We start from the raw sequence: 9424 nt of genomic DNA, 5'->3' as shown, positions 1-9424 counted from the left end.
CGCGGCCCGCGCGGATGGCGCGGGCCCCTGGGGAAGGCGGGACGGGGGGCGGCCGGCTTGTGGGGGTCAGGGCGAGGCGGCGGGGGGCGGCGAGCGGGTCATGGCTCCCCGTTCAAGATTACTTTTAGGAAAGTTTCCTAAGAGTTGTGGCGATCGTAGCCTTGACACCCGATCCTTACAAGACCCAACGTCCCCTTGCCCGGATACGGAAGGGCGCCGCGGCCGGTTCGGCCACGGCGCCCTCGTCCGGCGGGATCAGGGCCGGCGGGTGATGCGCACGTCGTCGACGCCCGCCTCGACCAGCGAGGCGCCCGAGGCGTCCGCCGCGTCGATCAGGACGCGGACCGTCTGACCCGCGAACGCCGTCAGATCGGCGGTCGCCGCGCTCCACGAGCCGTTGCGGTTGGACGCCGCGCCGGCCTGCTGGAGGACGGTCGCGGTGGTGCTGCCCACGACCCGCACGCGCAGGTAGTCGGCACTGGAGCTGTTGGAGCCGTGCGCGAGGTACCACGACAGGGACAGGCTCAGCGTGCCGCCCGAGGGCAGCGTGATCGGCGGCGACTGGATCGAGGTGACGCCGCCGTCGACGTCGTGCTCACCGGCCGAGGTGCCCGCGAGCCGGCCCGTCACCAGGTCGTTGGTGCCGCTGACGGTCGTGCCGAGCTGCTTGGCGCCGGAGGAGGTGGTGCCGTCGGGGTCGCCGCGCTCCCACTGCCCGGCCGTGGCCGTGTCGGTGCCGGACGGGTTGGCGGTCCAGCCGGTGGCCGACTCGAACGTGTCGGAGTACACGGTCTCCGGCGGGTTGCCGGTGCCGCAGTACTGGGTCTCCTTGCCGATGATCCGGTACACGCAGTCGGAGTACTCGAGGAAGCGGAGCACGGCCTCGCGGTTGCGGGTGGTCTGCGGGACGATCTGCTCGTCGGGCGGGTAGAAGCCGGGGTTGGACCCCGTGGGGTACATCTCGAAGGTCCAGCTGAAGATCTTGTGGACGCCCCACATCCAGTCGTCGATCGTGCCGTCGGTGATGTAGAGGTCGCTGGCCTGCTCCGGCGTGTAGTTGTTGGTGGAGGCCATGTTCTGCCCCAGCACCGCGTGGGCGTCGCGGTCGTCCTGGGTCAGGCCGGGCGCGGTGTCGTTGAAGGTGAAGCCGTACGGCCACAGCACCAGCTCGCTGTAGGTGTGCCAGTCGATGTGCGCCTTGATCTGCTGGACGCCGCCGACGACGCGGCCGCGCACCCAGTTGGCCGCCGCCTTCACCTCGGGCGCCGACTCGGCGGCCGGGCCCCGGTAGGTCTCGCTGGAGGTCGAGCCGGACGAGCCGCCGCAGCAGCCCCAGTTGTAGGCCCAGTTGCGGTTCATGTCGGTGCCCACGGCCGAGGAGCCGCTGTTGGGCTGCCGGTTCTTGCGCCACGAACGGTAGGAGCCGGTCGCGATGTCGTACTCGCCGCCGTCCGGGTTGAGGTCCGGCATGATCCAGATCTCCCGGTTGTTCACCAGGTTGGTGATCCGGCTGTCGCTGCCGTAGTTGTCGGCCAGCAGGTGCATGATGTACAGCGCCATCTCGACCGTGAGGTGCTCGCGGGCGTGCTGGTGGGCGGTGAAGAGCACCTCGGGCTCCGCCTCGTCCGTGCCCACGTTGTCGCTGATCTTGACGCCGATGAGCTGCCTGCCCTCGTACGAGGTGCCGTACGTGAACGTGCTGGCGATCGCGGGATGGGCGGCGACCAGCGCGTTCACGTCGGCGGTCATCTCGGCGTAGTTGTGGTAGCCCGAGTCCGACGGCGGGAAGTCAAAGGTCCCGGCGTCGGACCGGGGTGCGGGGCGCGGCACCTCCGTCACCCGGTAGCCGAGGCGCGTGATCGCGGCCACCTCGGCCTCCGTGGCCGTGACGAGGACCGAGTCCTTCGCCACCTCCTCGATCGCGGCGCCGGTGGCCGCGACGGCGCTGCGCTGCCGCGCGTCGGCCGGGCCCTGTACGCGGTACTGCCGGTTCGGCGGCGGTTCGGCGGAGGCCCCCGCCCCGGTGACGCCGCTCAGGCAGAGCAGCGCCAGGACGGTCAGCAGGATGACTAAACGGCGTTGCACGTCGTCCTCCTCGGGTGCGCGGAATGGGTGTTGACACGCGCCTGAACCGAGAGTGAAGACGATCCCTTGCGTGGGAAAGGCCCAATTTGCCCCTCGCGAGCCGCGCGCCTGCCGAAGCGGTGCGAGTATGGCAGGCACGCGGGCGCTGAGCTGGGGTTGTTTCCGGGAACTTGGCGATCAGAAGTCGTCGGGCGTCCGGATCCGGTCACGCACCCACACGCCGGCCGGCTTGAGCCGCGAGGTGCCGGTGAAGGTGCCGTTCGGGCAGGTGCCCTCGGTGAAGACGGCGCCCGAGCGCTCGTCGTCGGAGTAGTTCCAGTTGACCCAGCTGATCTTCTTCTGGGCCATGAGGTCGAGGTACTGCTGCGCCCGGGTGAAGTTGTTCGAGCCGTCGCCGGAGGCCGTCTGCGTGCCGAACTCGGTGACGAACATCGGGATGCGGTCGGCGGCCCGGCTCAGCGCGTTCAGGTACTCCGAGCCGTGGGAGGCCGCGTAGAAGTGGAACGTGTACATGATGTTGGTGGCGTTGACCGGGTTGCCGACGACCTCGCTCTCCGTCGCCCCGTCCGAGACGCCGAGGGAGGACCAGGCGCGGGTGCCGACCAGAACGGGCGCGTCGGGGTCGTACTGCCGGATGACCGGGATGATCTGGTGCGCGTAGGAGCGGATCGTGGACCAGGAGACGCCGTTGGGCTCGTTCGCGATCTCGTACAGGACGTTGTTCTTGGCGTTGTGCCGCTGGGCGATCTCCGTGAAGAACGTCCTGGCGCGTGACAGGTTGTCGTTCGGGTCGCCGGGGTCGAGCATGTGCCAGTCGACGATCGCGTACAGGCCGCGGGAGGTGGCCTGCTCGATCAGGTTGTGGACCCGGTCGGTGAACAGCCGCGGGTTGGTCTCGTAGCCGTCCTCCTGGATGTACATGGAGATGCGCAGGACGTCGGCCTTCCAGTCGGTGGCCAGGGCGTTGAGCGAGGCCGTGTTGAGACACTGGTAGTACCACTGCAGGCCGTGGCTGCTCATGCCGCGGAGCTGGATCTGCTTGCCGTTCTTGTTGCACAGGCGCACACCGCAGACGCGGAGCCGGCCGTTGGCCTCGACCGGGGTGCTCCCGGTGGGGGGCGGCGCGTCGGCGACGGTCAGGCGGTCGAGGTTCGGGCCGCCGTTGGCGGTGGTGGCGGTGGCGCGGACGGTGTTGGCGCCGGCGTTGAGCGTCGCGGTGACGGTGGCGTCCTGCCAGGTGGTCCAGGCGCCGGTGCCGGGGAAGTCGCCGGTCGTGGCGGCCGTTCCGTTGACGGTGATGGACATGGGGCGGTTGACGGTGGTGCCGTTCGCGAACCGGAAGCTCAGGCTCCGTGGGCCGGCGGTGGCGGCGTTGACGGTGAACTCGACGTAGGAGCCGGTGGCGTTGTCGTAGTTGACGAAGCCGGTGCCTGTGTAGCCGGTGTGGTTGGACTCGACGACGCCCTGGGAGATCGTGGCGCTCTCGGCCTGGTGGTCGGCGGCTTGGGCTTGTGCTCGGGCATGGACCGGGGGTGGCTGCAGGCCCGCGATCAGCACGACCGATGCGGCCAGTGCGGCGAGTCGATGCATGGGGGCGCTCCTCCGCATTTATTAGGAAACTTTCCTAACGAGCATGAGGAGCGTAGATCGGACCTATCACGCACGCAAGACCCAATCTGACCGGAACCGTCAAGGACTGACCGCGGGTTCGAGACCAGCTCGTGGGCGTACTACATCGGATATCTGCACGCCCGGCACGCGTGCCCGGTGACCCTCCTGGTGGTGTGCCACGACTCCGCCACCGCCCGCTGGGCCCGGCTTCCCAAGGGGATCGGGCTGGAGGAGCGTCCGTCCCTGGTGCTCCATCCCGTCGTCCTGGGACCGGACAACGTGCCGGCCATCACCGACCTGGCCCAGGCGTCCGAGGACGTGGTCCTGACCGTGTTCTCGGCGCTCATACTGGAGGTGCTTGCCGCAGCCCTGGACACCGTAGACACCCAAACCGCCGGATACTTCGCCGAGTTCACCGAGGTCGGCCTCGGTGACACCGACGCCCGACACCTGTGGAGAGCCTTGATGTCCACCAAGACGTACCGCTACCAGTCCGAGTTCGCCCAGCAGATCGAGGCCCGGGGCGAAGCGAAGATGCTCATACTCGAGGATCGGCGCATCCCCGTCACACCGGACATCCGAGAGCGCATCATGACCTGCACCGACACCACGCTTCTGGAAGCGTGGGCAAGGCGCACCCTCCACGCCACCACCGCCGACGAGCTCTTCGAATAACCCCTCACCCCAGCGACGTGGTCGCCAGCTTGGCGCCGAAGCCCAGGAAGAGGGCGCCGACTCCGGAGGTGAGGCCGGCGCTGAGGCGGCGGCGGGAGCGGAACTGGGCGGCCAGGAAGCTCCCGCCGAAGATCAGGGACGTCAGGTACATCACGCTGAAGACCTGGACGATCGCGCCCAGGATGAGGAACGACAGCGCGGGCGTCCCGTAGGCCGGGTCCACGAACTGGATGAAGAACGAGACGAAGAAGAGGATCGCCTTCGGGTTCAGCAGGCTGATCGTCAGAGCCTTGCGGAACGGGCGGGCGCGGCGGTCGCCCGTCCCGAAGGGCGTGGCCTCCGATGCGCCGGCGGCGTCCTTCGACGCGGCATCCGGGGCGGTCGTGGCGGTGTCCTGACTCGTGGCGTTCGCCGTGCCCGACGATGACGTCGAGGCGCGCCAGGCTCGCCACGCGCCGCGGAGCATCTGGAAGCCGATCCACGCCAGGTAGCCCGCCCCCGCGTACTTCACCACCGCGAACAGCACCGGGTTCGAGCGCAGCAGTGACGCGGCGCCGGCCGCCGCGAGTGCCATGAGCATCGTGTCGCCGACGAACACGCCGGCCGCCGCCCGGTACCCCTGCCGGACGCCCTTCTGCGCCGCGAGGCTGAGCACGTACACGGAGTTGGGGCCGGGCAGGAGGATGATGAAGAACGCTCCGGCGATGTACGTCCAGATGTCGGTGATACCGAAGAACATTCCGCTTGCTCCGGGTTGCTCCTGGGAGATGGTGACATTTCACGGTATCGCGTGCTCAACTGGTCGGCGCGTACCAGATCCCGCCGTAGGCCTGCCGGTGGCCGAGCGACCGGTACGTCGCGTCCACCAGGGCCTGTCCCCGCGGGTTGACGCCCAGGCCGGGGCCCTGCTTGTTCATCGTGTACCCGAACGCCAGCCGCGCCGCCGGATCGCAGAAGCCCACCGAGCCGCCCATCCCCGAGTGCCCGAACGCCGTCGTCGACAGCAGCGCCCCCTCCCTGTCGGCCGGAGACAGGTGCCGGTTGTCGACCGCCTTCGTGAAGCCGAGCGTGAACCTGGTCGGCACCGCGAGCACGGCGTCCACGCCGGCCGACGCCGTGAGCGACATGACCGCCAGCCGGTCCTCCCCCACCAGCCCGTCGCCGCCCAGCGACAGCGGCCGGTACATGCCGGCGAGCCCGCGCGCGTTGGTCACCCCTCCGACGGAGCCGTACTCGGCGGCGCGCGCCGCCCGGCTGTCCGGTTCGCCGGGCGTGGTCATGTAGCCGCCGTCGTTCGTGATCAGCAGCGCCGGGACGGACTCCGGCTCCGTGAACGCCTTCAGGTAGAACGTGGGCGGCACGGCCGGCGGGTCGGCGGGGATCGTCGGGGCGACCCGGGCGTCCTGCTCCTCCGGCAGGCCCAGCCAGAAGTCGAGTTCGAGCGGACCGGCCACCTCCTCGCGGAAGAACGTGCCGAGCGAGCGTCCGGCCACCCTCCGGATCACCTCGCCGACAAGGAAGCCGAAGGTCAGCGCGTGGTAGCCGTGCCTGGTTCCCGGCTCCCAGAACGGCTCCTCGCCGGCCAGCCGCTCGGCCATGAGCTTCCAGTCGTAGAACGCGCCCGGCGGCAGCGGCTCGCGCAGCGCGGGCAGTCCCGCCTGGTGCGCCAGCAGGTGCCGGACGAGCGTCCCGTCCTTGCCGCGGGCGCCGTACTCGGGCCAGTAGCGGGTGACGGGGGCGTCGAGGTCGAGGTCGCCGCGTGCGGCGAGCAGGTGGGCGCACAGCGCGGTGGCGCCCTTGGTGCACGACCAGACGTGCCCGATCGTGTCGTTCAGCCAGGGCACGCCGGGCGCCGCCTCGCCGCCCCACAGGTCGGTGACGACCTCGCCGTCCACGATCACGCAGACGGACGCGCCCACCTCGCCGCGCAGTTCGATGTTCCGCTCGAACTCCTCGGCCACCTGCGAGAACCGGGGGTCACAGGTCCCTTGTACTGTCATTTCATGAATTCATCACGAAAGGCGGTTGGAGTAAATCGCCCCAGAGGTCACAGGTGTTCGGGCGGGGCCGACCGCCCCGCCCGAACGCGACGCTTAGAGGCCGATAGCCGCTCCCCCCGATCCTGACCTCGGCCACCCCGATCGCGGCGACCAGCCCTGGGGAAGGGTGAGCGTGAGCTCGGAGGCGGGCACCGGGAGGTGCGCGTGGCGGTGACGGTCACCTCCGCCTCGAACGGCGTGCCCGGCAGGACGGAAGCGGGCGCCTAGAGGGTGACGGCGGCCTCGTTCCGGATCGTGTACGTGGCGCCGGCGCGGGCGTTCCAGCTCAGGACGTCGCCGTCGCGGTGCGGGCCGACCTCGTGACCCCGCTCGTCGTGGACGCGGTAGCGTTCGGCGGCGACGGACGACTTGACCTTGATCGGCCCCGTCTTCCCAGTGCGCACGGTGATCGTGTCGGGGGCGCCGTCCTTCCAGGTGGCGCCCACGGTGACGTCGCCGCGGGCGCGCAGTCCCGACACCGAGCCGTCCTTCCACGCACGGGGCAGCGCGGGCAGCACGTGGACCACGTCGTGCCGGCTCTGCACCAGCATCTCCGCGATGCCGGAGGTGGCGCCGAAGTTGCCGTCGATCTGGAACGGCGGGTGGGTGTCCCACAGGTTGTCCAGGGTGGACGCCTTGAGCTGCTCGCCCAGCATCTTGTGGGCGTGGTCGCCGTCCAGCAGCCGCGCCCAGAAGTTGATCTTCCAGGCCTTGCTCCAGCCGGTGCGGCCGTCGCCGCGCCCGGTCAGCGAGACCTCGGCCGCGGCGGCCTCCTGGGTGCCCGCCGTGATCTGGTCGGACGGGTGCAGGGCGTACAGGTGGGAGACGTGCCGGTGCGTGTCGGTCCTGGAGTCCCAGTCCTGCTTCCATTCCTGGAGCTGGCCCCAGGAGCCGATCCGGATGCCCGGGTCGAGCTTGGCGAGCGCGGCGGCGGCCTCGGCCTGGAAGTCCGCGTCCACGTCGAGCTTCTGCGCCGCGGCCAGCGCGTTGGTCAGGACCTCGCGGACGATCTGCTGCGACATGGACGCGCCCGCCGAGAAGTCGCCGTGTTCCGGCGAGTAGCTGGGCGAGACGACGAGCTTCCCGTCACGCGGGTCAGTGTGCAGGAAGTCGAGCCAGAACTCGGCCGCCCCCTTGATGATCGGATAGGCGGTGTCGCGCAGGTAGCCGAGGTCGCCGGTGAAGCGGTAGGTGTCGTACAGGTGCTGGGTGGTCCAGGCCGCGGCCTCGGGGAACCAGAACGCGCTGGGGTAGTCGTGCAGACCGGTGAAGCCGAACGGGTTGGTCTCGTTGTTCACCACCCAGCCGCGGGCGCCATAGACGTCCCGCGCCGTCCTGCGGCCCGGGGCGACGAGGGCCGCGATGTAGCGGTCGTACGGTCTGGTCGTCTCGTGCAGGTTGGTCTGCTCGGCGAGCCAGTAGTTCATCTGCAGGTTGATGTTGACGTGGTAGTCGGCGGACCACGGCGGGCTCGTCGAGTTGTTCCACACCCCCTGCAGGTTGGCGGGCAGGACGTCGTTCTCGCGCGAGGACGAGATGAGCAGGTAGCGGCCGTAGGCGAAGAACAGCGCCTCCAGGGCCCGGTCGTCGGCCGTGGCGCCGCCGGTGTAGTTCCGGCGCAGCCGGTCGGTGGGGATCTTCGGCGCCGTCTGGCCGAGGTCGAGCCTCACCCGGTCGAACAGCTTGCGGTAATCGGCGACGTGCGCGGCCCTCAGCGCGTCGTAGCCCTTGGCCGCGGCCGCGTCGACCGCCTCGGTGACCTTGGCGTGGGGGTCGTCGCCGCGGTAGGCCGGATAGGCGTCGGTGTAGTCGGTGCCGGCCGACAGCACGAACACCGCGCTGTCGGCTCCGGTGACGGTGATCTTGTCGCCGGCGTCCGTACGGGTGCCCCCCTGGGCGATCACCTGCACCTGGGCCTCGAACGTCATCGCGTTGTCGGCCAGCCGGCCGCGGATGGTGAGCCGGCCGCCGGAGGCTGTGACCGTCTTGTCCTCGTGGGGCGAGGTGTGCCGGAGGGTGAAGGAGACCTTGCCGCCGCGGTCGGCCGAGAGGCGGCCGACGATCACGTTGCCCGGGTTGCCGGCGAAGTACTCGCGCGTGTACGTGACGCCGTCGGCGGTGTAGCCGACGCGGGCCACGGCCTCGCGCAGGCTCAGCTCGCGCCGGTAGCCGGTGGGCGACCGGGGCGCGCCGGCGATGTCGAGGTACAGGTCGCCGAAGGTCTGGTAGGCGCCGAAGCCGGTCTTGGGCCGGCCGAGCCGGGCCGCCACGTCGGTGGTGGACATCTTCCCGTCGCGGTCGATCTGCCGCTGGACCTCGGCGATGGTTTCCGGCCGCAGGGTCTTCCCGTTGCCGAAGTCGTAGCCGGCGTGGCCGGGGCCGCCCGTCCACAGGGTCTTCTCGTTGAACTGGATCTGCTCCGTGGCCACGCCGCCGAAGATCGTGGCCCCGAGGGGGCCGTTGCCGATGGGCAGCGCCTGGGTCTCCCAGTCGGTGGCGGGCTCGTCGTACCAGAGGGTCAAGTCATCGGGTGTCCACGGCGTGCTCGTGGCGGGATCGGGCTCGGTCTGGGCCTGGGCCTGCACCGCCGTGGGCCAGATGACGCGCGACAACGCGGCGAGCAGGCCGGCGCCGAAGCGCCCTCGTGGGGGGTGGCTCACCTGTTCCTCCGATCACTGAGTGACCTTGATAAGGAGATAGCACCGAAACGAGGGCGCAACAAGGGCGGCATCCGATGTCTCCCCCGCCGGCGAGGGGAAAGCGAGGCGGCGAGCAGGGGCTTCGCTCAGCGCGCTCCCGATCGTCCGAGAAATCAATCCGATGTATCCGGGCGTGAGCCGTGGCCGCGCGATGCGGAAGCGGCATGGCCGAACGTGTCAAAAGAGGCAGTCGCATCGCGAAGCGTCAGGTACGGTAAGCCACCGGCACCCGGTCGCGCGGGCGCCGGGGTAAGCACGAGGTCACCCCCGACGGCCCACCTGACATGCCTGGCCGCGCGAAGCGCGGGTAGTCGC

General features: G+C 70.1%; 6 protein-coding genes. 1 reads left to right on the top strand and 5 read right to left on the bottom strand.

Features of this window, described 5'->3' with window-relative positions:
• Positions 1-255 precede the first annotated feature (255 nt).
• Entirely contained in the window at positions 256-2085 is a 1830-nt protein-coding gene (locus AB0H81_RS26090; protein WP_358379616.1) for a M14 family zinc carboxypeptidase, read from the bottom strand.
• A 177-nt stretch (positions 2086-2262) separates the two neighbouring features.
• Positions 2263-3675, bottom strand: coding sequence for a cellulase family glycosylhydrolase (locus AB0H81_RS26085; RefSeq protein WP_358379613.1), 1413 nt, complete (start codon positions 3673-3675; stop codon positions 2263-2265).
• Positions 3676-3852: 177 nt separating this feature from the next.
• Here AB0H81_RS26085 and AB0H81_RS26080 point away from each other — a divergent pair, with 177 nt between their 5' ends.
• Positions 3853-4371, top strand: coding sequence for a hypothetical protein (locus tag AB0H81_RS26080; protein WP_358379610.1), 519 nt, complete (start codon positions 3853-3855; stop codon positions 4369-4371).
• A gap of 4 nt (positions 4372-4375) precedes the next feature.
• On the opposite strand, the gene leuE is transcribed toward AB0H81_RS26080, so the two are convergent.
• The 3 genes from leuE to AB0H81_RS26065 form a co-directional block, all read right to left on the bottom strand.
• Positions 4376-5110 carry a leucine efflux protein LeuE gene (leuE, locus tag AB0H81_RS26075; RefSeq protein WP_358379607.1) on the bottom strand — a complete coding sequence of 245 codons (735 nt, stop codon included), beginning with the start codon at positions 5108-5110 and terminating at the stop codon, positions 4376-4378.
• Positions 5111-5165: 55 nt separating this feature from the next.
• The gene (locus tag AB0H81_RS26070) at positions 5166-6371 is read right to left on the bottom strand and encodes a serine hydrolase domain-containing protein (protein ID WP_358379605.1); all 1206 of its coding nucleotides are present in this window, start codon (positions 6369-6371) and stop codon (positions 5166-5168) included.
• A gap of 263 nt (positions 6372-6634) precedes the next feature.
• Positions 6635-9070, bottom strand: a complete 2436-nt coding sequence (locus AB0H81_RS26065) for a glycoside hydrolase N-terminal domain-containing protein (RefSeq protein WP_358379602.1) — start codon at positions 9068-9070, stop codon at positions 6635-6637.
• Positions 9071-9424 lie beyond the last annotated feature (354 nt).

Origin of the sequence: Nonomuraea sp. NPDC050691, from assembly GCF_040654455.1 — a bacterium.
In the GTDB taxonomy this organism is placed as follows: Bacteria; Actinomycetota; Actinomycetes; order Streptosporangiales; family Streptosporangiaceae; genus Nonomuraea.
This window is presented reverse-complemented; position numbering and strand designations above follow the sequence as displayed.

What these genes read in the sequence shown, in the direction of transcription:
- AB0H81_RS26085 (WP_358379613.1), bottom strand. Translation starts at nt 3,675, where the DNA reads ATGCATCGACTCGCCGCACTGGCCGCATCGGTCGTGCTGATCGCGGGC.
- leuE (WP_358379607.1), bottom strand. Translation starts at nt 5,110, where the DNA reads ATGTTCTTCGGTATCACCGACATCTGGACGTACATCGCCGGAGCGTTC.
- AB0H81_RS26070 (WP_358379605.1), bottom strand. Translation starts at nt 6,371, where the DNA reads ATGACAGTACAAGGGACCTGTGACCCCCGGTTCTCGCAGGTGGCCGAG.